Origin of the sequence: Mycobacterium avium subsp. avium, from assembly GCF_009741445.1 — a bacterium.
Taxonomy (GTDB): Bacteria; Actinomycetota; Actinomycetes; order Mycobacteriales; family Mycobacteriaceae; genus Mycobacterium; species Mycobacterium avium.
The window spans coordinates 3567487-3590606 of sequence record NZ_CP046507.1; the positions used below are offsets into that span (position 1 = coordinate 3567487).

Here is a 23120-nt window from a genome sequence, read left to right on the forward strand (position 1 = left end):
GTGTGCCATCCCTGCCGACCCCACGGATCGTATCGTGGCGCGGCGTTGCGATCTTGACCCTGACATTACCGCCATGCTAAGCAGGTGCTCAGCACATTTTCGATCTCGCAATCGGGCGGCGGTACGGCTTGCCGCCGAACACCACCGGTAAAACCCAGCCCAGGGGGACGCACTCCGATGAGCAATTTCGACTCGATCGACTTCTTCACCGATCCGTCGCTGGTCCCAGATCCGCACCCGTACTTCGACTACCTGCGCAGCCAGAACCCGGTGCTGCGGCTGCCGCACTACGGCGTCGTCGCGATCACCGGCTACGAAGAGGCCACCGAGGTCTACAAGGACCCGGAGACGTTCTCCAACATCGTCGCCCTCGGCGGGCCCTTCCCGCCGCTGCCCTTCACGCCCGAAGGCGACGACATCAGCGCCCAGATCGATGCGCACCGCAGTTCGTTCCCGATGTTCGAGCACATGGTCACCATGGATCCGCCGGAGCACACCAAGGCCCGTTCGGTGCTGGCCAAACTGCTGACCCCGAGCCGGCTGAAGCAAAACGAGGAGTTCATGTGGCGCCTCGCCGACCGCCAGCTCGACGAGTTCCTACACAACGGTGAATGCGAGTTCATCGCCGAATACTCAAAGCCGTTCGCCACCTTGGTGATTGCCGACCTGCTCGGCGTGCCCGAGGAAGACCACACCCAGTTCCGCACCGTCTTGGGCGCCGACCGTCCCGGCGCGCGGGTGGGCGCCCTGGACCACGAGACGGTCGGCATCAACCCGCTGGAATGGCTCGACGACAAGTTCTGCAACTACATCGAGGAGCGGCGGCGCGAGCCGCGCGCGGACGTGCTGACCTTCCTGGCGGAGGCGAAATATCCGGACGGATCCACGCCCCCGGTCATCGAGGTCGTCCGCTCGGCGACGTTCCTGTTCGCCGCCGGTCAGGAGACCACCGCCAAGCTGCTCAGCGCGGCCCTGCAAGTGCTCGGCGACCGGCCCGACATCCAGCAACAGCTTCGGGAGGACCGCAGCCTCATCCCCGCATTCATCGAGGAGTCACTGCGGATGGAGAGCCCGGTGAAAAGCGATTCCCGCTTGGCGCGCAGGGCGACCGCCATCGGCGGCGTCGACATCCCCGCCGGCACGGTGGTGATGATCCTGCCCGGGGCCGCCAACCGCGACCCGCGCCGGTTCGAGAACCCACACGAATTCGACTTGCGGCGCAAGAACGTTCGCGAACACATGGCGTTCGCCCGTGGCGTCCACTCCTGTCCGGGCGGGCCGCTGGCCCGGGTCGAGGGACGGGTGTCGATCGAGCGCATCCTGGACCGGATGCCGCACATCGAGATCAACGAAACTCACCACGGTCCGGCCGGCGACCGCCGCTACACCTACGAGCCGACCTACATCTTGCGGGGGTTGAGCGAACTGCACCTGACGTTCACCACCGCGGACGCCGTCGCGCCGGTGGGCTGAATCAAACGGTCATCCCGATGAAGTAGCAGCCGAGCATCGCCGCGGCCATGATCACCACCCAGGCATCGGTGAGCCGGCACAGCAGCACCGGCGCGTTGCGCACCTCCATGAACTCGCGAAAAATGATGCGCACCTTGACGAGTGCGATCACGATGACGCTCGCGGTGACCACCGCGCCGGCCTTGCGGGATCCCCCGGCGGAATGATCTATCCCCAGGTAGGCCAGCGTCAGCGCCGACAGCACCAGCCAGACGATCATCAACCGCTTGTTGAATTTCACGCTCACCTCACCACATACAGCAACGCGAAGATGAGTACCCACAGGAAATCGACGGTGTGCCAATAGGTCGCGCAGGTTTCGACGAGCTCCTGCGAGCAGCGGGCCGGGCTGCGCAGCTGGTAGACGACGACGCCGAGCGCGACGAACCCGATCAGCAGATGCACGAAGTGGATGCCGGTGAGAAAGAAGTAGTAGGTGAAGAAGTCGTTGCTGTCCAACCCGTTTCCGGTGCGCACCAGCCGGGCCCACTCGAACACCTTGAAGAACAAAAACACCGCGGCGAAGGCGGCCGTGATGTACACGTCGCGCAGCGCCGCCCGGTAGACACCGGCCCGCGCCGACTGCACGCAGCGCGCCACCGACCACGAGCTCAGCAGCAGCACCAGGGTGTTGGACACGCCGATCCGCAGGTCCAGGTGCGCCTGGGAGTGCAGAAACAGCTCGGGGTTACGGGCGCGATAGAACAGGTAGAAACCGAAATACGCGGTGAAGACCAGGGTTTCGAACAGCACGAAGGCCCACATGTCCGGCTGCCCCGGCACGAACCGGGTTGTCGCGCGCCGCTCGGCCAGCTCGGTCATGACGTCACGCCCCTTTCCCTGGGCGCCGGATCGTCGGGCAGCGGGCCAGTGCCGAAATCCTCGCGGCGGATCATCTGGAACAGCATGACGATGAAAGTGACCTGGTAGATGCCGAACACGACCATGTCCAGCCACCAGGCGATCTGGCCGTCCCAGGCCAGCACGCTGCGCCGGAAGATCCAGCACGGCGCTACGACGACCTCGGTCAGCGCGTTGCACAGGTTGAGGTAGCCGAACCACTTGGGGAACACCCGGTTCTTGTCGAGCAGGATCGCGACCATCCAGATGAGCGAGCCGATCAGGAACACCCCCATGGTCCCGTCGAAAGACAGGAAGGCGAAATCGTAGAGCCAGCCGAGCACTTCGCGGTTCCGCTCGGGACGCAGTGTTCCGACGATCAGCGCGATGCACAGCAGCAACATGCCGGGGACCGCGGCCAGCGAGTAGATGACCAGGTACGAATAGCCGAAAGCGAGGCTGACGGACATGCGCCGCATGGAATACGCGATGAGGGCGTTGTTGACCGCGGTCATGCCGGTGATGGCGAAGATGACGCCGAAGCCGAACGGGATACCGACGCGGCGCTCGGAGAACCAATGTGCTTGGGTGGCAAGGTCCCACGTGGGCTGTGGTGGCGGCTGGACCTGCGCCACGATGAAGAACATCGGGAAGAACGCGGCGTAGAAGACGACGAGCACCGTCCACGCCAGCCACAGCTCCCGTTTGGGGCCATGCCTCAGCTGCCAGAAGATGCGCTGGTGCAGCGGGCCTGTGGACGTTGCCGGAGTCAGCACGGCGCTCATGCGCTCACCAATTCGTCTGCACGCCCGGTGTTTTCGGCGCGCTCCCGGTAGATCGCCCGCCCCAACACGACGCCCATCACGACGATCCACACCGCGATGGCGACGTTCTTCACCCAGAACGACAGCAAGCCGTCCCACGCCAGCGGGCCGGTCAGCGACACCCCGACGAAGGCCGCGGGCACCAGCGCGGCGGCCACCAGCAGGTTGAAGTGGGCCACCCAACGCGGGAACACCGGACGCGGCTGGTCATCGAAATAGATTGCCAGAGCGAAGATTACGCTTTGCCCGATCAAGAACGGCACCACGATGGTGAAGGTGATCCAGCCGAAGTCGTTGAGCAGCTGAGTCAGCTCGGGGCTGCGTTCCGGCCGGAACGCAGCCAGCAACCAGCAGACGTTGGCGACCAGGAACAGGGTCGGGCCGCCGGCCGCGCAGCCGAGCATGGCGTAGGAGAAGATCGGCGTCCGATGCGCCATGCGGCGGATCTGCAGCACGATCAGCGCCAGGATCGGTACCAGGCACACGCCGAACCAGTTGAAAAGGATCATGCTGTACCGGATTTCGGGCAGGTGGGCCGGATCGCGGTAGAACGCGGCAACCTGGTCGGCCGGCAGCGACGGTGACATCGGCGGATGGAAGCCCGGGAAGAGGCAAAACGAGGCGATCCACAGGACGAGGGCCACCGGCAGCGTCCAGAACAGGATCAACTCGCCGTCGACCCGGCGCGGCCCCCGCGCGTGGCCACCGTCGACGTCGGACATCGGTACTCCCTCCCGGACGAAGTCGGCCATTACTCGACTCGTCAGCGAAGCTAGCCGATCGGCTAGCCTCGGTCAATAGTCGTCGTCTAGTCTCGGTGCGTGGGCACAGCACGGCAGGCGGTCAGCGATGAGCAGTTCTGGCTCGTCGAGCACAGCCCTGCCCGGACGCGGGTGCTCGACGCCGCCCTGGATCTGTTCGCCGCGAACGGTGTCAGCGGTACGTCGCTGCAGATGATCGCCGACGCGGTCGGCATCACGAAAGCCGCTGTCTACCACCAGTTCCGAACCAAGGAGCAGATCGTCATCGCCGTGACCGAGCGAGAACTGGGCCGGCTGGTGCCGGCGCTCGAGGAGGCCGAAGCGCACGATGACGGGCCGCAAGCCCGGGACGCCTTGTTGGTGCGGGTGATCGAGATGGCGGTTCGTGACCGCCGATTGGTGCGCACGCTGCAGTTCGATCCCGTGGTCGTCCGGTTGCTGGCCGAGCACGAGCCGTTTCAACGGTTCATGGATCGCCTGTATCGGGTGCTGCTGAGCGATGCGGGTCTCGACGGGCGGATCGAGGCCGCCATGTTCTCGGGAGCGCTCAGCACCGCGGTCATGCATCCGCTGGTCGTCGACATCGACGACGAGACATTGCTGGACCGGGTCACCGATCTAAGCCGCCGCCTGCTCGGCCTGCCTCGCAAGCCCGTCGAGTAACGCGGCTACGTGTCGGCGCGGATCCAGCTCATGATGCCGTCGTGCGGATAACACACCAGGAACAGACCGTCGGGCGCCTGCGCGACGTAGTTCTGGTAGTTCTGGCACTCGGTGTTTTCTTCCTTGACTCCCGCCATCGGCGGTGACCGGAACCATCGGGGCTGGTATCTCCTCGGCGAGCCGCAGAACATCAGCCGTCCCGGCTGCGCGCCGGGGGGTACGACGCTGTCATCGACACCGAAGACGTAATAGGTGGTGTTATCGCATGGAGCGCCCAGAACCTGGTGCGGCATGATGCCCGGAGTGCAGGCGGGGTAGTCGCACACAGTCGGCCCCGCCAAGGACGGTGGCGCCGCCAGCACGCCCGCGCAGAGCAACGCAGCAACCAGGGCCACGATTGATCGCACCCGATTACTCTGCCACACCTGAAAAGAAAATTCTCCTGCTTGGAGAAGATGACGCGGGACCGGTCGCCGTCACCGTCGCGCCGCAGCCGACGCCAGTGCGTCCCACGCGCGGTGCAGTGCGCATTTCCGCATGTGAGAGCCCCCCGGGAAGCCGGCCGACGAGGGCGTCGAGCTCAGGCCCGAGTGATAAGCTGCTTCTCCGTGCACCATCCGGAGGGGACTGACGCCGACCGGTTCGACGCCGCCTCGACGCCCACCCCGGAAGTGGACGCCGAAGACGAAGTCGCTAAGGCCGAGGCGCGCGCCGAAGCGGCGCGGGAACGCCTGTCGAGGCTGCGCGCAGCGGCCGGAACCAGCGGCGACGACGCCGCCGAAGACGTCGAACAGCGTGCCACGAAGTCGGCCCGGGGCCGGCTGCGCCTCCCGCGGCGCCCCGGACGGCCGCGCTGGCTCCGCCTTCCGGGGCGCAGGGCAATCGCCGCCGGCGCCGGAATCCTGCTCGCCTCGGCATCGCTCGGCGCGAGCGGCTACATGGTCTGGCAACACCGGGTCGCCGCACACAACCGGCAGCTGTCGGACGAGTACGCCGCCGCGGCCCGGCAAGATGTCGTGCTGCTGATGTCGCTGAACGCCCAGCACGCCAGGGAGGACATCCAGCGCGTCATCGACGCCTGCACCGGCGATCTCAAGAAGCAATTGGAAGCGACGTCGGGCCTCATGTTGCAAAAGGCAGAGGAGTCGAAGGCCAGCAGCAAGGCAACCGTGGAAGCCGTCGGCGTCGAGTCGATGAGTCACGACTCGGCGGTCGTGCTGGTCGCGGCGAAAACCGATGTCACCAACGCGGACAACACGAACCGGCCACCCGTCGTGTGGCGGATCAGCGTTGGCCTCACGCGCGACGGCGGTCAGCTCAAAATGTCGAAAGTCGATTTCCTGCAATGACTGTCGAGCATGGTTCGTCGCTGGACGACGTGGAGACCACCGACAGGACGGATCGCCGTCCGCGGGATCTGCTCGCGCCGGCAGGCTTGCCACCATCAAGCTCTGGGCCGGCCGGTGCGCGGCGCGGTGGCGTTCCATCGTCGCGACGGCGTTGGTCGCCGGCGCGGTCGGCGTCACCGTCAGCCTGTACTTCGTTCTGTACCGGCCGGATCAGCGCGTCGGCGACGCGGCGGCACACCGGGCAGTGCAAGCGGCGTCGGACGGTGCCGCGGCGGTGCTGTCCTATGCGCCCGAAAGCTTGAACCGTGATTTCGCGAAGGCGCAGTCGTATCTCACCGGTGATTTTCTCGCCTACTACACCAAGTTCACCGAGCAGATCGCGGCGCTGGCGCAGCAGAAGCAGGTCACCGAAACCGCGAAGGTGGTGCGGGCCGCCGTCTCGGAGTTGCATCCGGACTCGGCCGTCGTACTGGTGTTCATCAACCAGACGGCCACCAGCAAGCAGAAGCCCGAACCGCAGACGACCGCGAGCAGCGCCCGCGTGACGTTGACGAAAGTCAAGGGTTCCTGGCTGATCTCGAAGTTGGATCCGCTGTCGTGACCGCGTCCGTCTTTGGCTCAATCGATTCCGCGCCGCCGGCTCCGGTGTTATTCTCAGCCCGCGAGAACGCCGGCAACCGATGCCGAAAAGCTGCCGTAGGCACTGTCGGTTCATTCCCGCCGAGGAGCACCTGATGCGTTCAGTTCGAACTCTCACCACCGCAACGCTGGTCGCTGCCACCGCATTCGGCGGTCTCGGCGCCGCGGCCACAGCCGGGGCGACAACCAAGGAAGAAGTGGCCGTAAACGGAACGTTCCGCGCCACGTCCATCGGCGACTGGGCCCAGCGCAACGACCAGTACTTCGAAGAGCCGACGGTCGTCCAGACCTGGACCATCAGCTCGACGTGCGACACCTTTCAGGAATGCCATGGCACGGTGACCAGCGACCTGGGATGGACTGCCCCCCTTTATATGAGCGACGGGCAGATGTGGAAGGTGAAACACGAGGTGCCGAATTGGGAGCGGTGCGAGGACGGCACCGCGTTCACCGGGCAGCAGACCTTCTATTTCTACCCGGTGAACGAATACGGCGGCTATCAGCTCGGGTCATCGACCTTCGCCGGAAAGGACAAGACGGTCGGCCCGAGCGGCGCGTGCGGGCAAAACCAGTGGCTCGATATCGCGATGCCGCTGCGCCTGGACAAGCTGAGCTGAGCGAGCACCGCGGCGCCAATACGCTTACCCTGCACTGCTTTTGGTGCGTAGCGCCTTGACCGCTGCGCGGTGTTACGTGGGCAGCATGTCCTTCCATGTCTTGGGCGCTTTCTGGGTCACCAAATCCGACTGCTGATACAGCTTTCCGTCCGGCCCGACGTAACGACCGGTGCGCGGATCGTATTTGGCCACCACGACCGACGGCGCCGGCTTGGATGCCTTGCCTGCGAACGCGCTTGGCGCGGCCTGGGGCGCTGCGCCGTCGACCTGATCCGGTGCCGCGGGCGCCGGCGGTGGCGGGGGCGGCGGGGGAAGTTCCGTCGGCGTCGGGACGTCGAGCGGCGCTATGGGCGGCAGGTCGGCCGACATTCTCGACATGGGCGCCAGCGCCGGTGGTCCCGACGACGGCACCGGCGGCACGGCCGCCCCGACCGAACCCGGTGGCGGATTCTCCCCTCGAGGCCCAGCCGGCGCACCGCGCGGCACGGCCCCCGGCGGCAGCGGCGTCCCCTCGACGGGTCCGAAGATCCTGTCGTTGACGGTGACCCGGTCATCGGGCGGGACGCCCTGGGCAAGCAGATTCGGATCCAGTGGGTAGGGACCCAGGACATGCTGTTTCATCGCCAGCGGCATGAAAGGCTGGTCGCTGTTGCAGATTTCGACGGTGGGCGCCCGCTTGCCCGGGTGCCCCATGCAGGGATAGTTGCGGGCACCGCGGACCGAGAGCGGCGAATCCTGCGGGAGTTTGCAATACAACCCGTCCGGCGTGTCGATGTCACTGAGGTCGTCCGGGGATCGCCAGGTGTTGGGAGGCATGAAGCCGACGGTGCAGATCGGCGGGTCGTCGATCGTCAGCGCGAAGTCACCCTGGGCGGTGCCCTCGGGATGGTTCGGGGCCGCGGCCGCCTGCTCGATGGCAACCGCGGACGGCAGCAACACCAGCAGTTGCTCGAGCGAAGGATGGTAGGTGATGCCGATCTGACCGATGGTGGTCAGGTTGGCGAGCAGCACCGGCAGGGTCGGCTTGATCTGATCGAGCAGTCGCGACGCTTCGTTCGCGGTCTCGGGACCCTTTTCCAGGATGGTGCGGAAGTGGGAATCGTTGTTCACCATCACATCCGAGATGCCGGCGAAGCTACGCGCCCAGGTTCGGATCGAATCGGTGGTTTGTGCCTGGGTATCCAGCAACGGCCCGGTGTCTTCGGTGAGGGCGCGGGTGCGATCGACGACGCCGTTGGCGTCGCGGGACAACGTCTGCGAGGAGTCGATCAGCGATCCAAGGTCGTAACCGGAACCATTGAAGCCCTGGAACGACTCGTCGAGCAATTGGCCGAGTTTGGTCTTCGGGATGCTCTGGACCAGGGCATTGACCTGATCCAGCATTGGCCCGACCGGCTGCGGAATCTTGGTGTCGCGCATGGCGATCACCGATCCGTCGTGCAGGTAGGGCGGTGAATTGGTCCTCGGCCGCAAGTCCACGTACTGCTCACCCACCGCGGACACGCTGAGCACCTCCGCGGTCAGGTCCGCGGGGACCTTCGGTGAAGTGCTAAGCGACAGAGTCGCTTTCACACCGCTCGGGGTCAGCCCCACCGCGGTGACCTTACCGAGCTGAACCCCGCGGTAGGTCACGTTGGAAAACCGGTACAGGCCGCCGGTGGCCGGCAACTCCAGCGTCACCGTCATCCGGCCGATGCCCAGCAGGGTCGGCGCCTGAATGTAGAAGAGCACCATCGAGATCACGCCGATGGTCCCGGCGATCAGGAAGATCGCCAGCTGGATCCGGACGAAGCGCGTCAGCATCTATCCGCCACCTTCCGTCGGTGCCGTTGCCGCAGGCGGTGTTTGGCCGAGACCCGCGTCGGGCAGCGGTGCCGCGCCCGGCGGAGGCCCCGGCAGCGGAGCCGCGCCCGGCGGAGGCCCGGGCAGCGGATCACCCACGATCTGCCTGGGTCCCGGACCGACCCACGGCGGCCGCAGCGGGTCGTGCAGCGGATCGTGGGTGTATTGCAGGTAATACGGGTCGCCGGGCTCCGGCACCAGCGGCTGGTCCAGCTGGCCCCAGTGGGTTCCCAACATCAGGCCACGCTTGAGCCGTGGGATCGACAGGTCCAAATCAACGTGCAGGTTGAAGTAGTCGCCACGGACCGCCCGGTCGACGAAGTTCTGGGTGAACGGGAATACGAACCCCGCCGCGATCGCCGTGCCGAACTCCGGTCCGACGTCGGCGAGCGCGCGGATGGTCGGCTCCAGGTTCTTGAGGTTCTGCACCAGGTCGGCCTGGGAGTCGTTGACCAACCGGGTGGCGGTGTTGCTGAAGACGCGCAGCTTGTCCAGGGCGGCGGTCAGGCGTGGCCGCTCCTTGATCAGCACATCGAGTGCCGGCGGTACCTTTTGCAGCGCCTGGCTGACAACATCGCGTTGCTCGGCGAATGTGCCGGCGAGGCGGTTGAGCGCCTGGATGGAGTCGACGATGTTGTCGCGTTGATCGTCCAGCGTTCCGACGAACGTGTCGAGGCGAGTGATCAGGTCACGCACCGCGCCCTCGCGCCCGGACAGCGCGGCGGAGAAGTTGTGGATGATCTCGCCGATCTGTCCCAGCCCTCCCCCGTTGACGACCGCACCCAGCGACGACAGCGTCTGCTCGGTCGACGGGTAGGCCGACGACCGGCTGAGCGGGATGGTGGCACCCGGCTGCAACCGCCCGCTCCCCTGCTGGCCGAGCGGCGTATTGAGTTCGACGTGCATCGACCCCAGCAGGCTGGTCTGGCCGACGGTGGCCACCACGTTGGCCGGGACGACGACGTCGCGCTTCACCGAGATCTCGACGTCGGCATGCCAGCCCTGCACCCTCATCTGACCGACGCTGCCGACCACGACGTCGTCGATCATCACCGGCGAATTCGACTCCATCGTGCCGACATTCGGGAGCTCGACATGGTAGATGTTGGCCCCCCGGCCCGCGCCCGACCGCGCCGGGCAACGGTAGTGAATTCAGGCCGTGGAATGCGCATCCTGTGGCGGTCACCATCACGCAACAGCCGATGGCGAACACCCGGCGGGCCGCTACTCGGGCGATCATTGTTGTGGCCCTTGCGCCGGCAGCAGCATGCCGGACACGCCCGGCTCCGGGGGCGGTGGCGGCGGCATCGGTGTCGATGGCGGCGGCGGCAGCGGCATCGCTGCGCCCGGTATCCGCGCGGGCGGCTCCGCCCCCGGCGGTCCCACGGGATCACCGGGCAGGCCGGTGTAGGCCGACACCGCGGGCGGGATCTCGGGCGGTCCGGGCTTCGGGCCCTCGCCGCCGGGGGCGAGGCGCGGTTCGCTGTAGAGGATCTTGGACGGGTCCACCGACTTCTGCAGGAAGATATTGATCGGAATCGGCAGGTTGTTGAAGTTGAGCACCCGCAACCCGGGCCCGAGGAACAGCGAGCACAGCTTGCCCGATTCGACCGCGGTGATGTTCTCGATGGCACCGACTGCCGTGCAGCCGGGCACGGGCAGCGGAACCATGAGGCCCGAGAACGTCGGGTTCGCGAAGTTCATGATCCCGAACCCGCCGACGATGGTTCCGGTGTCGGCGTTGTAGTCGTTGAAGAAGTTGCCCAGCGCGTTCGGCGCCGCGTGCAGGATGTTTTCCAGATCCATGTGGTGATCCACCAAAATCTGTGTGACATCGGCCAACCGGGCAATCTGCTCGCTGGTCTGGTTACGCGTTCCGGCGATGAAACGCTGCACCTCGCCGACCGCCGTCGACAGATCGGTCAGCGCCGCGTCCAGGTCCGACTTGCTGTCATTGACGACGCTGGTGAGCGTGGCCAGTCGGTCGTTGAACTGCACGATCTGGACGTTGCTGTCGCGCAACGCGCCGACGAAGGTCTGCAGGTTTTTGATGATGTCGACGATGTTGCCGCTGCCGTTGGCAAGGATGCGGCCCACGCCTGACAGTTGAGCCAGGGTCTGCCGGAGCTTGTCGCCGTTGCCGTCGAGCGCATTGGCGGCGCTGTCGATGAACCGGCCCACCGACGTCCCCGACACGCCACTCTTGGGCCCCAAATCCGTTGCCAGCCTCATCAATTGGGTCTTGACCTCGTCCCACTCGACCGGCACGGCGGTCCGTTCCACCGGGATCACCGCGCCGTCGGGCATGACCGGCCCGCTGTCGCGGTAGGCCGGCGAGAGTTGCACGTAGCGGGCGGACACCAGGTTCGAGGCGACGATAACCGCCTTGGCGTCCGCCGGAATCGGCACGTCATGGTCGACCTTGAGCGTCATCTTGGCCTGGGTGCCTTGGGGCTCAATGGATTTGATGTTGCCGACCTTGACACCCGATACCCGCACCTCGTCGTTGGGGTAAATCGCGGTGGCGGTGGTGAAGTAGGCGGTGATCGTCTTTTGCCCGAAAAACGTGTTGCGGACGAGCACCGCGGCGCCGGCGAGGATGAGTCCGACCAGGACAACGGCCGCCAGCGCCGCCAGCCTGTTGCGGGGGACCCGGGAGCTCATTGCGACCCTCCGACCCGGCCACCCAACGTGCAGCCGGGGCATACCGGAATCCCGTTGTACGGCCAGGGAATCAGCGACCGAGGAACCGGCGAGGGGTGGCCCGGACCGCGAGCCGTGTCGAAGGTGCGGAATCCCCACAGGTAGTCCAGGAACGGCTGGAAGAGTTGCGGTGCAAGGAAGTTCGGGACGAACGCCGAGTAGGCGTACATGCTCGAGATCGCCTCACCCACCGTGATCTCGAATTTCTTGAGGCCCGGCAGCGCCTTGCTGATGTTGTCGCGGTTCTTTTCCAGCATCGCGGTGACCGAGTTCAGTCTCTCCAGCGTCGGCGCCAGCTTGCTTTCGTTGTCGTGCACCAACGCCGTCAGCTGCTTGGCCACCGCCGACGTGTTGGCCAGCAGGTCCACGATCTCCTGCCGGCGCGCCACCAGGACTTGGAGCAGCACGTCGGAGTTGAGGATGAGCTTGTTGACCTGCTGGCTGCGTTCGGAAAGGACTCCGGTGACATCGCCGGCGCTCTTGAACAACTCGCCGAGGTTCTTGTTGCGGCTGTTGAGGGTTCGCGACAAGCGGGTGAGCGCGTCGAAGGCCGGCCCCATCTGGGGTGCGATCTGGTCGAGCGTCGCAGCCAGCGTGTCCAAAGACTGGTTCAGCGCCGTGGTGTTCGTCCCGGCGGTGTCGGTGGTCAAGTCGCTGACCGCTTCGGTCAGCGAGTACGGCGACGACGTGCGCGACACCGGAATCAGTGCCATCGGGTGCATGGTGCCGGTGCCGGCGGACTCCAGCGTCAGCATCCGCTCACCCAGCAGCGTCCCGGTGCGGATGTGCGCGGTGGTCTCCGACCCGAGCAGGATGTTGCCCTTCAGCGCAAAGGTCACCAGGGCGTCGCCGCGATGCAGCTTCACGTCCGACACGGTGCCGACCTTCATTCCCGACACCACCACCGGATTGCCCGTGGCAAGGCCGCCGGCCTCGGTGAACAGCGCCTGGTACCTGACCATGGTCGCCCACGCGATGAACCGGTCCGGCGACAGTCCCACCAGGATCACCATCACCGCCAGGACGACACCGATGAGCCCAGCCTTGACGAGCCCAGATCCGCGATACTTGAGCATCAGGGTTCCGTGCACCTTCCAGCATCTGAACGGAATATGGGAGCTCGCACCGTCTTGCCCTGAAGGTCCGTGCCGCGCAGCTCCAACATGCATAGGTAGTAGGGGATGGTGGCGCCGTTCGCGCCGAGCCGAACCAGCTTGCGATAGTTCTTGGGCGCCTTGCCAATTGCCGCGTCGAGGCGGTCCTTGTCGTTGTCGAGAATCGGCGCCAGCCGATTCAACTGATCGATGGTTCCGGTCAGCGGCGGCCGCGCCTGGGCAAGCAGATCCGCCAGCGAGGCGGTTCCCCGGTCCAGGGCGTCGATGGCGGAACCGATGGTGTTGCGGTCATCGGACAGTCCGCTGACGAGACGCTCGAGGCGATCGACCGCGCCGGAAAACTGTTTGCCGTCTTTGGAGATCGTGCCGATCACGATGTTGAGGTTGTCGATCAGTTGCTGCACGGTTTGGTCGTTGTCGGCCAGGGCATTCGAGAACGACGTCGCCTTGGTGAACAGCGAGTCGAGAGTGCCGCCCTGCCCCTGGAAGACCTGCAGGAGTCCTGAGGTCAACGCGTTGACGTCGCGCGCATTCAGGCCCTGGGTAACGGGTTTGAGCCCGCCGAGCAGCAGGTCGAGATCGAGCGCCGGCGCGGTGCGACTGACGGGGATCTGACCGCCGGCCGGCAGCCGCTTGGGCGAGCCCGGACCGTCGACCAGTTCCAGGTAGCGATCGCCGACCAGGTTGAGGTAGCGGACCGCCGCCCGGGTGCCCTCGGTGAGGACGATGTTGCGGTCGGCGTCGAACTTCACCACGACCTTTTTGTCCGGCTGCAACGAAACGCTGTTGACCGTGCCCACCCGGATCCCGGCGACCCGCACCGACTGCCCCGGCTTGAGCCGCGACACGTCGGTGAACACCGCCGAATAGCCGTTCGTCGCACCCGTGCGGTACTGGCCGAAGATGAAGAACAGGAAGGCGGTCAGCATCGCCATCACAACCGCGAAGACGGCGAACTTGATCAGTGTGGCGCGTGTTCTCATCCGGGCATCCCCACCTGTGCGGAGTTGCGCGGCGGGCCCGCGATCGGCCCGTACAACAGCTGTTTGAGCAGATCGGAGTTGATCAGCAGCTGCGGGTTTCCGTATCCGACCGGGTTGGCCCCGATGTCGGTGATGAATTGCGGCGGGTTGGTGTTGAACGGCAGGGTCGGCAGGCCCATGCACTTGGGGCCGCCGGTGGCCGCGACCTTGGGCAGGTTCGTCGGGTAGCGATAGCGTTCGCCGCCCCAGGTGAGGCTCGCCGAGATGTTGATGCTCGGTTCCGACAGCGGCGGACCGTGCGCGATGGTTATCAGCCCGCCGAAACTGCAAGTGAGCGCCGGCGCGTACTCGTTGGTCAGATCGGTCGTCGGCACGAGTAGATGCAGCACGTTCGTCAGCGGTTGGCGGTTCGTCGACAAGACGTCATTGCCGATGTCGGCCAAGCCGATCGCGCTGATCAGCAGCGCGTCCAGGTTGTGCTGTTCGTCGACCAGTGTCTTGCTGATCCGGGTCGCGTTGGCCGCGGTCTTCACCAGGTCGGGCGCCGCGTCGGCATAGGCGTTCGACACCGTCGGCAGGACGGAGAGGTCATGGCGGAACGCGGGAAGGCTCGGCTCCAGCCGGGCGAGGAACGAATCCAGGTCGCTGAGCGACTGGCCCAGCTGTGGGCCGCGCCCACTGAACGCTTGGGCAAGCGCACCCAGGGACTCGTTGAGTTTCGGCGGGTCGATGTGCGACAGCACCGACACCAATTCCTGGAACACCGTGTTGATCTCGACCATGACGTGCTGGCCCTGCAGCGTCTGACCGGCGCGCAGCCGCTGGGCCGAGGGTTGGGCGGGTTCCACCAGTTGGATCGACTTGGCGCCGAACACCGTCGACGACGCGATGTCGACCAGCACGTTGCTCGGGATGAAGTGCATCTGCGACGGGTCCATCGCGAGGTGAATGGCCGCTTGGCCGTTGGGCAGTGATTCGATGGAGGCGACCTTGCCCACCTGCACGCCGCGCATCTTGACCTTGGCGTCCGGGTTCATGACCAGACCGGCTCGTTGCGAAATCACCGTCACCGGAACGGTTTCAGTGAACGAACCCTGAAACAGGCCCACCGCCACGGCGAAGATCAGGCCGATGATGAGGATGGTGGCCAGTCCGAGCAGGGGCGGCAGGTAATTCCGCCCCGCGGGCGGGTGGGCATGGCCCGGCCGCGGGGGTCGACCGGCGATCGCGCCGCGACCGGCTGGCACATTCTGCGTCACTGCCGTTTCACCTCCTCTGCTAACCGGAAAGGTTGAAGTTGCCGTTCGTACCGTAGATAGACAGCGAGACCAACAGCGTCACCGACACCACGACGATGAGCGACGTGCGCACCGCGTTGCCGGTGGCGTTGCCGACACCGGCCGGCCCGCCGGAAGCGAAATAGCCGTAGTACGTGTGGATCAACAGGATGGTCAGCGCCATCAAAATCGCCTGCAGGAAGGACCACAACAAGTCGATGGGGTTCAGGAACGTGTTGAAGTAGTGCTGGTACAAACCCTGTGACTGCCCCAGCAGGAACGTCGTGGTGAACTGACTGGCCACGAACGACAGGATCACGGCGATGCTGTACAACGGCGTGATCGCCAGCATCCCGGCCAGGATCCTGGTGCTCACCAGGTAGGCAACCGGCCGAATTGCCATGCTCTCCAACGCATCGACTTCCTCGTTGATCCGCATGGCGCCCAACTGAGCCGTCACGCCGGCGCCGAAGGTGGCCGCCAGCCCGATCCCGGCGACCACCGGCGCCGCGATGCGCACGTTGATGAACGCGGCCAAAAAGCCGGTCAGCGCCTCGATGCCGATGTTTCCCAGCGAGGTGTACCCCTGAATGGCCAGCGTGCCGCCCGCTGCCAGCGTCAGGAAGCCGACGATCACCACCGTTCCGCCGATCATCGCCAAAGTGCCTGCGCCCATGCTGATCTCGGCGACCAAGCGGACGACCTCGCGCGTGTAGCGGGTAGCCGCGAAGGGCATCCCGGCGAGCGCTTTGCCGTAGAACAGCGCATGATCGCCGATCCCCGCCAGCAGGGCGTCCGGCCGCTCGAGTTGGCGGGTCAGTCGTGGGTATGCAGCCCTCAGCGCCACCGACAGCCTCCTACTTCGCCGTCATCTTGATGCCGATCGCCGTGACGACCACGTTGACGACGAACAGGGACATGAACGCATACACCACGGTTTCGTTCACCGCGTTGCCGACCGCCTTCGCGCCGCCACCGGTGATCGACAGGCCCCGATAACAGGCGACCAAACCGGCGATGAGGCCGAAAAGAGCGGCCTTGATACAGGAAATGACGACCTCGGGCACGCCCGTCAGCAAGGTGATACCGGCGGCGAACGCACCGGGATTGACGTCTTGGACAAACACCGAAAAGACGTAGCCACCGAGGACGCCGATGATGACGACCAGGCTGTTGAGCAAGAAGGCCACCAAACCGGAAGCCAGCATGCGCGGCGTCACCAGGCGCTGAATCGGATTGATGCCCAGCACTTCCATCGCGTCGATCTCTTCACGAATCGTGCGCGACCCCAGGTCCGCACACATGGCGGTGGCACCCGCACCGGCCACGATCAACACCGTGACCAGCGGGCCGAGCTGGGTGACCGCACCGAACGCGGCGCCCGCGCCGGACAGATCCGCCGCGCCAAGTTCACGCAACAGGATGTTGAGCGTGAAGCTGACGAGCACGGTAAACGGGATGGCTACCAACAGGGTTGGGGCCAACGACACCCGCGCGACGAACCAGGATTGCTCCAGGAACTCCCGCCACTGGAACGGCCGGCGGAACAAGTACTTGACCGCGTCGGCCGACATGGCGAACAAGGCTCCGACGGCCTGCATCGCCCCGGACACGTCGACCTTCAGTCGCAGCGCGGGCAACCCCGTAGACCATCGCTCGGCACGCAAATCCGCCATCGGCCTCAGACCCTCCCCAGCGTTACGAGACCGTCAGTCTTGTTCTTGGGCAACGGCTGCGGTAAATTCAGCAGAATTGACGGCTGTGAATTCGTACCGGCGACGGCGAAATGCCCGGCGGGCAGCTGGTTTTCGGCACCGATGGCCGCTGCTTCGCTCACGCCAGACCTCCGTTCTGTCGCGTGAGTTGGCGCCGCAAAACGAGGGGCTCCACGTCTTGAAGCGTCCGGCGATTATGACTCATGCCGCGTCCAGGCGGAGCGAAAAATGCATAACCGTTATCGCGCGCTCGGCGCTTTGCGCAAACGCGTAAGGCACCCGCGTGCCAACACATGCGACAGTCCGCTCAGGCATGTCAGGGGCTGCTCCAGTCCGGTAGTGCTCAGGTGACGGCGCCGGCCGTCTTGAGTTCGATGATGCGGTCCCAGTCGAGGCCGAGCTCCATCAGGATCTCGTCGGTCTGCTCGGCGAATCCGGGGGCCGGCCCGGTCTGCGGTGCTGCGACGTCGAACTGTACCGGGTTGGCGACGAGCTCCAGCTCGCCCGCCCGCACGATGTACTCGTTCGCCCGGATCTGGGCATCGTCGGCCGCTTGCAGGGTGTCCTGGACCGGCGCCCACGGCCCGGCGAGGGTGGCGAAGCGCTCGGTCCATTCGGCCAACGTCCGGGTGGCGATGGCCTTGGTCAGCAGTTCCACCGCGTCCCCCGTGTTGGCGGCGATGTTTTCGGCCGTGTCGAAGCGCGGGTCGTCGGCCAGCTCGGGCAGGTCGACATGCCGGCACACGTCGGCCCAGAACTTGGTGGGCTGCATCATCACGAAGGAGATATAGCGGCCGTCGGAGGTCGTGTATAGCCCCACCAACGGATTGTTCGGCGCGCCGTGCACTCCGGGCGGCGGTGATTCCAGCCGCTGGTGCAGATGATTGGTCAGCGCGACGGTGTGGCCCAGCGACCACAGACCGCTGCCCAGCAGCGAGACGTCGACGACGGACGGTTCGCCGGTGCGCTCCCGCTTGAGCAGTGCCGCCGCGATCCCGCCGGCCAGGTTGGTGCCCGAGATGGTGTCACCGTAGGCCGGTCCGGGCGGGGCGATCATTCCCGGCATGCCGGCGGGCGTGATCGTCGCAGCGGTTCCCGCCCGGCACCAGAAGGCGGTCATGTCGTAGCCACCCTTTTCCGATTCGGCGCCCCGGGGGCCGAGCGCGCTCCCTCGGGCGTAGACGATCTTCGGATTGACCGTACGAATGTCGTCGACGTCGATGCCGAACTTCTTCCGGTGAGCGGGAAGGAAGCTCGTGAGGAACACATCCGAGCGGCGGGCCAACTCGTAGAGCACTTCCTTGCCCTCCGGCACCGATATGTCCAGCCCGATGCTGCGCTTGCCGCGGTTGGCGTGCTCGATGTTGGGGTTGGGATCGCCCTCGACGCGCAGCATCCCGGTCTGGCGGAGCCCACGCTGCGGGTCACCGGTCACCGCGTGCTCGACCTTGACCACCTCGGCGCCCCACTCGGCCAGCACGGCGCCCGCCGACGGGACGAACCCGTACATGGCGACTTCCAGGACGCGGATGCCTTCCAGCGGCCTCATGCGAGCGCCCCCTCGGCCGGCCCCGCGACAACGGCAAAGGTCTTGCGCTCCAAGAACTCTTCCAATCCCGCAACCCCCATCTCGCGGCCCACGCCGGACTGCTTGAAACCCCCGAACGGGCTGTCGGCGCCAAAGTAGTTGCCGCCGTTGATCGAAAAGGATCCGGTGCGGATCCGGCGCGCCACGGCCAGCGCCCGTTCCTGGTCGCCGCTGAACACCGCGCCGGCCAGTCCGTAGATCGAATTGTTGGCGATGCGCACCGCGTCGTCGTCATCGTCGAACGCGATCACCACGAGCACCGGCCCGAAGATCTCCTCTTGGGCGATCTCGCTGTCCGGGTCGACATTGGTCAGCAGCGTCGGCGCATAGAAGAAGCCGGGATCCAGCCGCTTGCCGCCGGTGACCAGGGTGGCGCCGGCGGCCACCGCCCGCCGGACCATGCCGTCGACCTTGTCGCGCTGCCGCTCGTTGATCAGCGGGCCCATGTAGGTCTTGGGGTCGGCCGGATCGCCGTGCCGGACCTTGGCGAAGTTCTGCGCGATCAGTTCGACGATCTCGTCGTGATGCGAGCGGGGCACCAGCAGCCGGGAAGTGAGCGCGCAGCCCTGGCCCGCGTGGGTGACCATGCTGAAGGCCGCGAACAGGGCCGCGCCGGCGAAGTCGGCGTCGTCGAGGATGATGGCCGCCGATTTGCCGCCCAGTTCCAGGAAGACGCGCTTGACGGTCTGGCTCGCGGCGGCCATGATCTCCCGCCCGACGGCGGTCGACCCGGTGAAGGTGATGACGTCGACGTCCGGGCTGGTGGTCAGGGCGACGCCCGCGGCCGGGTCCGACGAACTGAGCACGTTGACCACGCCGGCGGGGATGTCGGTGTGGTTGGCGATCAGTTCGCCCAGCGCCAGGGTGACCAGCGGCGTGTCCGGGGCGCCCTTGAGCACCACGGTGCAGCCGGCGGCCAGCGCCGGCGCCAGCTTGGCCAGCGCCAACTGGTTCGGATAGTTGTAGGCGATGATGGCGCCCACCACTCCGGCGGCTTCCTTTTCCACCCAGCGGTGGTGGCGCAGGCCGCGCGACTCCTTCTCGCCGAGGTCTTCGGTGAACGGATAGCTGCGCAGCAGGTCGGCGTAGAAGCGCACGATTCCGATCGGCTCGTCGAGCTGAGCGCCGTGGGTCAGCGCACGGGTTGCGCCGACTTCGGCGATGGTGAGCTCCCGCAGCTCGTCGGCGTGCTCGAGCAGCGCCCGGTGCAGCTGGTCGAGGCAGCGGATCCGCAGCTCGACATCGGTGGCCCATCCGGTGCCGTCGAATGCCCGGCGGGCCGCCGCGATGGCCGCTTCGGCCTCGGCCGTGCCGGCGTCGGGGGCGTGCCCGATCACCGCGCCCGTCGCGGGATTGATCGAGGGGAATGTCGTGCCGGCGGTGACCAGCCGGCCGTCGATCAACAGCCGGCGGTCGACATGGGCGGCGGGCGCGGCGTCGGCCGTCGCGGCGGTCGCTGAGCTCCCCGTGACGGGCTCTGCCGTGTCCTGGGCAGGCATTCCGGTACCCCCTGATGTGGTGGCGGTCACGATAATTTCATTCTCTTCCCCGGCGAATCTTACATTCGAGTTTCGATAATTCAAGAAAGTCTCAGGAATGAGATCGAGCTGCTGACCAGCGGCGCGAACGGCCGTACGCTGTGGATCCCGGCCTCTCCATGCAGGCTGGACGCGGTGTTGTGCGCGTGTTGCACGCCGCTCCGAACGGAGAGTAAGGTTCTCATAATTGTAAGGGAGATTCTTTGTGACTGAAATGGCGTCCTTCGGAGCAGAGGCCTCGAGATGAAGACTGCGGTGGTCACCGGCGGCGGATCCGGCATCGGGCTGGCCGTCGTCGAGCGGTTGCGCGCCGACGGCTTGAACGTCGCCTCCATCGACCTGCGGCCGTCGGATGCGGAGCTGGCTTTCACCGCCGACGTCACCGACCGGTCGCAGGTGGACGCCGCGCTGTCGGCCATCCGCGCCCAACTCGGGCCGGTGACGGTGCTGGTGAACGCGGCGGGCCTGGACGGCTTCAAGAAGTTCAACAACATCACGTTCGAGGACTGGCAGCGGGTGATCGACGTCAACCTCAATGGCGTCTTCCACACCACCCAAGCGGTGTTGCCCGACATGATCGAGGCGGGCTGGGGACGCATCGTCAACATCTCTTCGTCGAGCACCCATTCGGGTGCGCCCTACATGAGTCATTACGTGGCGGCCAAGTCGGCGGTCAACGGCCTCACGAAGTCGTTGGCGCTGGAGTACGGGCCCAAGGGCATCACGGTCAACGCCGTGCCGCCGGGCTTCATCGACACCCCGATGCTGCGCGCCGCCGAGAAGAACGGGTTCCTGGGCGACATCGAGGAGACCATCGCCCGGACCCCGGTGCGCCGGATGGGCACGCCCCAGGACATCGCGGCGGCATGCGCATTCCTGGTGTCCGAGGAAGCCGGCTACATCACCGGTCAGATCTTGGGCGTCAACGGCGGCCGCAACACCTGAGCGGTGGGGATCGGTCAGCGGCGCCCGGCAACAAGCACCAGGTGAGAGGAGACAGCCCGTGAAGGTTTGGGTGGATTCGCAGCGATGCCAGGGCCACACCCTGTGTTCGATGATCGCCCCGGATTCGTTCCAGCTCAGCGACATCGACGGCAGTTCATCGGCGATCGACGAAGTGGTGCCCGCCGACCGCGAGGACCAGGTTCGCGAAGCCGCGCAATCGTGTCCGGAGCAGGCCATCATGATCACCGACGACGCCTGAGCCGGCACCGACCAACAGACATCGAGGGAGACGAAGCGTTGAGTGTCGACGACGGCGTCAATGACAGCGACCGCAAGAAGAACCGGTATCACTTCGACCGGCATTCCCCGGACTATCGGTCGCGGTTCAAGGCGATCACCGAGGAGATGCACGCGAAGTGCCCGATGGCGTGGACGGACACCTACGGCGGGCACTGGGTGGCGGCCGGCAGCCACGAGGTCTTCGAACTCGCCCGTTGCCCCGCCGTGTCCAACGACCATGACATCAACGGCGAACGCCGTGGCTACAAAGGCATTTCGATCCCCACGGCCAGCCGCGTCAGCGCAGTGCGCGGCGGCATCCTGGAAATGGACGACCCCGAGCACCGCATCTATCGCACGGTGCTCAACCCGTACCTGTCGCCGGCGGCGGTCAAGCGCTGGGAGCCGTTCATCGACGAGGTGACCCGCGCCGCGCTGGACGAGAAGATCGAAGAGGGCAGCATCGACTTCGTCGACGACCTGGCCAACATCGTGCCGGCCGTCCTGACGCTGGCGATGCTGGGCATTCCGCTGAAGAAGTGGAAGATGTACAGCGAGCCGGTGCACGCCGCGGTCTACACGCCCGAGCACTCTCCCGACATCGAGCGCGTCACCGCCATGCACCGCGAGATGGGCCTCGACATGGTCAACAACATGCTCGAGATCCGCGAGAACCCGCGCCCCGGCATCGTGAATGCGCTGCTGCAGATGCGCATTGACGGCGAACCCGCGCCGGACCTGGAAATCCTCGGCAACCTGGGGCTGGTCATCGGCGGCGGGTTCGACACCACGACCGCCCTGACCGCCCATTCGCTGGAATGGCTGTCCGAGCATCCCGAACAACGACAGCTGCTCAGCGACGAACGCAAAACGCTGCTCGATCCCGCCACCGAAGAGTTCCTGCGCTACTTCACCCCGGCGCCCGGCGACGGCCGGACCTTCTCCGAGGACTTCGAACTCGACGGCACCGTGTTCAAGGAGGGCGAGCGGCTGTGGATCTCCTGGGCGATGGCCAACCGCGACCCGGCGGTCTTCCACGACCCGGACGAGGTGATCCTCGACCGTAAGGGCAACCGGCACTTCAGCTTTGGGCTGGGCATCCACCGCTGCATCGGGTCGAACGTGGCGCGCACCGTGTTCAAGTCGATGCTCATCGCGGTGCTCGACCGGATGCCGGACTACCGCTGCGACCCCGAGGGCACCGTGCACTACGAGACCATCGGCGTCATCCAGGGCATGCGCAAGCTGCCGGCCACATTCACCCCGGGCCGCCGGATCGGCGCCGGACTGGACGAGACGCTGGAGAAACTGCAACGCATCTGCGACGAGCAGGAGCTCGCCCGGCCGATCACCGAGCGCAAGGAGGCCGCCGTCATCGACTAGGGTCTCGACGAACCGTTGACTGTCGCGATTTTTCGGAGTAGGCCCTGTTCAGCGTGACCGCGCCTTATATTCGGGCCACGAACCTGTGCAGAGATGGGAGACGGATCGGTGAAGCCTTTCGCCGTGGGCCTTGCGCTTGCCACCGCCGCGTTGACTCTTACGCCGACCGCGCACGCCGACATGCAGGTCGGCAACTACCGGGTGGACACGGCCCGGGATCCCGGCCACAGCTGGATCTGGGCGATCAGACCCTGCAGCTACGATCGAGGACCGGAATGTCTGACGGTTGAAGCGATTCCGCAACCGAACGGACAAGCGGCGTGGTGGAAGTCGGACGCACATCTGTCCAACGGCCGCTACACCATGGCAGTTGACGTTCCCGATGGTGTGCGCTGCGTGGTCCAGTTCTTTCCCTCGCACGATGTTTACTCGTGGGACCCGGCGACGATGTCGGGTCAGGTCGATTCGACGTTCGACACCGGTTGCGGCGGCGGACCGGGGGGCAGCAACAGTTGGCCGTTCTCGCTCGTGCGATGGTAGCCGCGTG

23 protein-coding genes and 2 pseudogenes are annotated in these 23120 nt (G+C 66.0%); 9 read left to right on the forward strand and 16 right to left on the reverse strand.

What is annotated here, in order from left to right; translation table 11 throughout:
* Positions 1-177: 177 nt before the first annotated feature.
* Positions 178-1473, forward strand: a complete 1296-nt coding sequence (locus MAA44156_RS16480) for a cytochrome P450 (RefSeq protein WP_009975086.1) — start codon at positions 178-180, stop codon at positions 1471-1473.
* A 1-nt stretch (position 1474) separates the two neighbouring features.
* Here the strand turns inward: MAA44156_RS16480 and MAA44156_RS16485 are convergent, their stop codons facing one another.
* Genes MAA44156_RS16485 through MAA44156_RS16500 form a run of 4 tightly spaced genes read right to left on the reverse strand, consistent with a single transcriptional unit; the run spans position 1475 to position 3898 of the window.
* Positions 1475-1759 carry a cytochrome C oxidase subunit IV family protein gene (locus tag MAA44156_RS16485; RefSeq protein WP_009975085.1) on the reverse strand — a complete coding sequence of 95 codons (285 nt, stop codon included), beginning with the start codon at positions 1757-1759 and terminating at the stop codon, positions 1475-1477.
* Positions 1756-2334 (reverse strand): cytochrome c oxidase subunit 3 family protein, encoded by a 579-nt coding sequence (locus tag MAA44156_RS16490; protein ID WP_009975083.1) that lies wholly within the window; start codon positions 2332-2334, stop codon positions 1756-1758. The genes MAA44156_RS16485 and MAA44156_RS16490 overlap by 4 nt, the downstream gene beginning before the upstream one ends.
* Positions 2331-3137, reverse strand: a complete 807-nt coding sequence (locus MAA44156_RS16495) for an MFS transporter (protein WP_009975082.1) — start codon at positions 3135-3137, stop codon at positions 2331-2333. The genes MAA44156_RS16490 and MAA44156_RS16495 overlap by 4 nt, the downstream gene beginning before the upstream one ends.
* Positions 3134-3898, reverse strand: a complete 765-nt coding sequence (locus tag MAA44156_RS16500) for a hypothetical protein (protein WP_029248382.1) — start codon at positions 3896-3898, stop codon at positions 3134-3136. Before MAA44156_RS16500 ends, MAA44156_RS16495 begins: the two co-directional genes overlap by 4 nt.
* Before the next feature lie 99 nt (positions 3899-3997).
* Between MAA44156_RS16500 and MAA44156_RS16505 the strand changes: the two genes are divergently transcribed.
* Positions 3998-4600, forward strand: a complete 603-nt coding sequence (locus MAA44156_RS16505) for a TetR/AcrR family transcriptional regulator (RefSeq protein WP_009975079.1) — start codon at positions 3998-4000, stop codon at positions 4598-4600.
* 5 nt (positions 4601-4605) lie between these two features.
* Here MAA44156_RS16505 and MAA44156_RS16510 read toward each other — a convergent pair whose 3' ends face one another.
* Positions 4606-5007, reverse strand: coding sequence for a hypothetical protein (locus tag MAA44156_RS16510; protein ID WP_224097168.1), 402 nt, complete (start codon positions 5005-5007; stop codon positions 4606-4608).
* 201 nt (positions 5008-5208) lie between these two features.
* Here MAA44156_RS16510 and MAA44156_RS16515 point away from each other — a divergent pair, with 201 nt between their 5' ends.
* The 3 genes and pseudogenes from MAA44156_RS16515 to MAA44156_RS16525 all read left to right on the forward strand — a co-directional run bounded on the left by MAA44156_RS16515 (position 5209) and on the right by MAA44156_RS16525 (position 7205).
* Positions 5209-5949 (forward strand): Rv1363c family protein, encoded by a 741-nt coding sequence (locus tag MAA44156_RS16515; RefSeq protein ID WP_009975078.1) that lies wholly within the window; start codon positions 5209-5211, stop codon positions 5947-5949.
* Positions 5946-6550, forward strand: a pseudogene (locus MAA44156_RS16520) (hypothetical protein). The gene MAA44156_RS16515 and the pseudogene MAA44156_RS16520 overlap by 4 nt, the downstream one beginning before the upstream one ends.
* Before the next feature lie 133 nt (positions 6551-6683).
* Positions 6684-7205, forward strand: a complete 522-nt coding sequence (locus MAA44156_RS16525) for an Rv2253/PknI dimerization domain-containing protein (RefSeq protein WP_003872966.1) — start codon at positions 6684-6686, stop codon at positions 7203-7205.
* A gap of 72 nt (positions 7206-7277) precedes the next feature.
* Here the strand turns inward: MAA44156_RS16525 and MAA44156_RS16530 are convergent, their stop codons facing one another.
* The 11 genes and pseudogenes from MAA44156_RS16530 to MAA44156_RS16580 all read right to left on the reverse strand — a co-directional run bounded on the left by MAA44156_RS16530 (position 7278) and on the right by MAA44156_RS16580 (position 19957).
* Entirely contained in the window at positions 7278-9008 is a 1731-nt protein-coding gene (locus MAA44156_RS16530; RefSeq protein WP_009975074.1) for an MCE family protein, read from the reverse strand.
* Positions 9009-10287 (reverse strand): annotated as a pseudogene (locus MAA44156_RS16535) (MCE family protein).
* Positions 10284-11711 (reverse strand): MCE family protein, encoded by a 1428-nt coding sequence (locus MAA44156_RS16540; protein WP_009975069.1) that lies wholly within the window; start codon positions 11709-11711, stop codon positions 10284-10286. Before MAA44156_RS16540 ends, MAA44156_RS16535 begins: the two are co-directional and overlap by 4 nt.
* On the reverse strand, positions 11708-12826 hold the full coding sequence (locus MAA44156_RS16545) for an MCE family protein (protein ID WP_011723855.1): 1119 nt from the start codon (positions 12824-12826) through the stop codon (positions 11708-11710). Before MAA44156_RS16545 ends, MAA44156_RS16540 begins: the two co-directional genes overlap by 4 nt.
* On the reverse strand, positions 12826-13848 hold the full coding sequence (locus MAA44156_RS16550; protein ID WP_009975066.1) for an MCE family protein: 1023 nt from the start codon (positions 13846-13848) through the stop codon (positions 12826-12828). The genes MAA44156_RS16545 and MAA44156_RS16550 overlap by 1 nt, the downstream gene beginning before the upstream one ends.
* A complete protein-coding gene (locus MAA44156_RS16555; protein WP_009975065.1) occupies positions 13845-15107 on the reverse strand; it encodes an MCE family protein in 1263 nt (420 codons plus the stop codon). The genes MAA44156_RS16550 and MAA44156_RS16555 overlap by 4 nt, the downstream gene beginning before the upstream one ends.
* 19 nt (positions 15108-15126) lie before the next feature.
* Complete coding sequence (locus tag MAA44156_RS16560; protein ID WP_009975064.1) at positions 15127-15972, reverse strand: ABC transporter permease; 846 nt, start codon at positions 15970-15972, stop codon at positions 15127-15129.
* Positions 15973-15982: 10 nt separating this feature from the next.
* A complete protein-coding gene (locus tag MAA44156_RS16565) occupies positions 15983-16801 on the reverse strand; it encodes an MlaE family ABC transporter permease (RefSeq protein WP_011723853.1) in 819 nt (272 codons plus the stop codon).
* Between the two features lie 5 nt (positions 16802-16806).
* Positions 16807-16962 carry a hypothetical protein gene (locus MAA44156_RS16570; protein ID WP_155251434.1) on the reverse strand — a complete coding sequence of 52 codons (156 nt, stop codon included), beginning with the start codon at positions 16960-16962 and terminating at the stop codon, positions 16807-16809.
* 221 nt (positions 16963-17183) lie between these two features.
* Positions 17184-18389 carry a CaiB/BaiF CoA transferase family protein gene (locus MAA44156_RS16575; RefSeq protein WP_009975061.1) on the reverse strand — a complete coding sequence of 402 codons (1206 nt, stop codon included), beginning with the start codon at positions 18387-18389 and terminating at the stop codon, positions 17184-17186.
* Complete coding sequence (locus MAA44156_RS16580; protein ID WP_011723851.1) at positions 18386-19957, reverse strand: aldehyde dehydrogenase family protein; 1572 nt, start codon at positions 19955-19957, stop codon at positions 18386-18388. The genes MAA44156_RS16575 and MAA44156_RS16580 overlap by 4 nt, the downstream gene beginning before the upstream one ends.
* Before the next feature lie 252 nt (positions 19958-20209).
* Here MAA44156_RS16580 and MAA44156_RS16585 point away from each other — a divergent pair, with 252 nt between their 5' ends.
* The 4 genes from MAA44156_RS16585 to MAA44156_RS16600 all read left to right on the forward strand — a co-directional run bounded on the left by MAA44156_RS16585 (position 20210) and on the right by MAA44156_RS16600 (position 23113).
* Complete coding sequence (locus MAA44156_RS16585) at positions 20210-20911, forward strand: SDR family NAD(P)-dependent oxidoreductase (RefSeq protein ID WP_003877305.1); 702 nt, start codon at positions 20210-20212, stop codon at positions 20909-20911.
* Positions 20912-20969: 58 nt separating this feature from the next.
* Positions 20970-21170 carry a ferredoxin gene (locus tag MAA44156_RS16590; protein WP_003872980.1) on the forward strand — a complete coding sequence of 67 codons (201 nt, stop codon included), beginning with the start codon at positions 20970-20972 and terminating at the stop codon, positions 21168-21170.
* A gap of 38 nt (positions 21171-21208) precedes the next feature.
* On the forward strand, positions 21209-22573 hold the full coding sequence (locus MAA44156_RS16595) for a cytochrome P450 (RefSeq protein WP_009975059.1): 1365 nt from the start codon (positions 21209-21211) through the stop codon (positions 22571-22573).
* Positions 22574-22666: 93 nt separating this feature from the next.
* On the forward strand, positions 22667-23113 hold the full coding sequence (locus MAA44156_RS16600; RefSeq protein WP_016705575.1) for a hypothetical protein: 447 nt from the start codon (positions 22667-22669) through the stop codon (positions 23111-23113).
* The last annotated feature ends 7 nt before the right edge of the window (positions 23114-23120 follow it).

What these genes read in the sequence shown, in the direction of transcription:
- MAA44156_RS16600 (WP_016705575.1), top strand. Translation starts at nt 22,667, where the DNA reads ATGGGAGACGGATCGGTGAAGCCTTTCGCCGTGGGCCTTGCGCTTGCC.
- MAA44156_RS16490 (WP_009975083.1), bottom strand. Translation starts at nt 2,334, where the DNA reads ATGACCGAGCTGGCCGAGCGGCGCGCGACAACCCGGTTCGTGCCGGGG.
- MAA44156_RS16540 (WP_009975069.1), bottom strand. Translation starts at nt 11,711, where the DNA reads ATGAGCTCCCGGGTCCCCCGCAACAGGCTGGCGGCGCTGGCGGCCGTT.
- MAA44156_RS16525 (WP_003872966.1), top strand. Translation starts at nt 6,684, where the DNA reads ATGCGTTCAGTTCGAACTCTCACCACCGCAACGCTGGTCGCTGCCACC.
- MAA44156_RS16495 (WP_009975082.1), bottom strand. Translation starts at nt 3,137, where the DNA reads ATGAGCGCCGTGCTGACTCCGGCAACGTCCACAGGCCCGCTGCACCAG.
- MAA44156_RS16480 (WP_009975086.1), top strand. Translation starts at nt 178, where the DNA reads ATGAGCAATTTCGACTCGATCGACTTCTTCACCGATCCGTCGCTGGTC.
- MAA44156_RS16530 (WP_009975074.1), bottom strand. Translation starts at nt 9,008, where the DNA reads ATGCTGACGCGCTTCGTCCGGATCCAGCTGGCGATCTTCCTGATCGCC.
- MAA44156_RS16565 (WP_011723853.1), bottom strand. Translation starts at nt 16,801, where the DNA reads ATGGCGGATTTGCGTGCCGAGCGATGGTCTACGGGGTTGCCCGCGCTG.
- MAA44156_RS16575 (WP_009975061.1), bottom strand. Translation starts at nt 18,389, where the DNA reads ATGAGGCCGCTGGAAGGCATCCGCGTCCTGGAAGTCGCCATGTACGGG.
- MAA44156_RS16585 (WP_003877305.1), top strand. Translation starts at nt 20,210, where the DNA reads ATGAAGACTGCGGTGGTCACCGGCGGCGGATCCGGCATCGGGCTGGCC.
- MAA44156_RS16545 (WP_011723855.1), bottom strand. Translation starts at nt 12,826, where the DNA reads ATGCTCAAGTATCGCGGATCTGGGCTCGTCAAGGCTGGGCTCATCGGT.
- MAA44156_RS16500 (WP_029248382.1), bottom strand. Translation starts at nt 3,898, where the DNA reads ATGTCCGACGTCGACGGTGGCCACGCGCGGGGGCCGCGCCGGGTCGAC.
- MAA44156_RS16550 (WP_009975066.1), bottom strand. Translation starts at nt 13,848, where the DNA reads ATGAGAACACGCGCCACACTGATCAAGTTCGCCGTCTTCGCGGTTGTG.